Below are 946 nucleotides of genomic sequence, written 5' to 3'. Positions count from 1 at the left end.
CACCGCTTCGGGGTCGAGCCAATCTGCGACACACTCACCGCCCACGGGATCGCGATTGCCCCGAGCACCTTTTACGCCCATCAGTCCCGCGGCTTTGGTCCCTCGAGCACAGAACTCGACGAAGCGTACGCCGCCCACCGCATCTACCGACTGTGGGAGGAAAACCGCAAGGTCTATGGCCGGCGCAAGCTCTGGAAAGCAGCCATCCGTGACGGCATGCTTATTGGTCGTGACCAGGTGGAACGGCTGATGAAGATCACCGGCATCCGCGGTGTGTCCCGCGGGATGCACCGCAAGAAGACGACCGTGGCCAATCCTGTGCACCGCCGGCACCCGGACCGAATAGGCCGTCGGTGGAGGTATCCGTCGCATCCGGATCAGTGGTGGATCGCGGACTTCACCTACGCTTGGACGCGGGAGGGATTCTGCTACGTCGCCTTCATCGTCGACGCCTACTCGCGGCAGGTCCTCGGCTGGGTCGTCACCACGGTGATGGACACCAGGATGGTGCTCATGGCCCTGGAACACGCGTTGTTCAGCCGCAAACGCACCCGCATGGATTTCACCGCCACCGGCATCGTCCATCACTCGGACGCCGGGGCGCAATACACCTCGCTGGCGTTCACCAACGCGCTGGCAGAAGCCGGACTCCAGGGCTCGATCGGCTCGGTCGGTGATGCTCTGGACAACGCGATGATGGAGTCGACGATCGGGCTGTACAAAACTGAGCTCATCGACGTCGATCCCGCACGCACATGGAGGGATGCCCGGGAGGTCGAAACGGAAACAGCCTCGTGGGTCTACTGGTACAATCACCAGCGTCTGCACTCGTCGATCGGTGACGTTCCCCCGATCGAATACGAGCAGGACTACGAGGAATTCAACACCACCCGAAAAGCCCAGTAAGGCTTTTACCTGTAGTCTCCGAAAAACTCAGGCCGATTCA

The 946-nt window shown here is 61.5% G+C and carries 1 protein-coding gene; it reads left to right on the top strand.

The window, feature by feature from the left end; all coding sequences use genetic code 11:
* Nucleotides 1–906 (top strand): IS3 family transposase (locus NQ018_RS11275; RefSeq protein WP_257061022.1); only part of this gene is annotated, 906 nt, incomplete at its 5' end.
* Nucleotides 907–946: the final 40 nt, after the last annotated feature.

This window comes from Corynebacterium kozikiae (assembly GCF_024580965.1).
Classification (GTDB): Bacteria; Actinomycetota; Actinomycetes; order Mycobacteriales; family Mycobacteriaceae; genus Corynebacterium; species Corynebacterium kozikiae.
The sequence above is the reverse complement of the archived record's forward strand: the minus strand, read 5'-3'. Positions and strand labels throughout refer to the sequence as shown.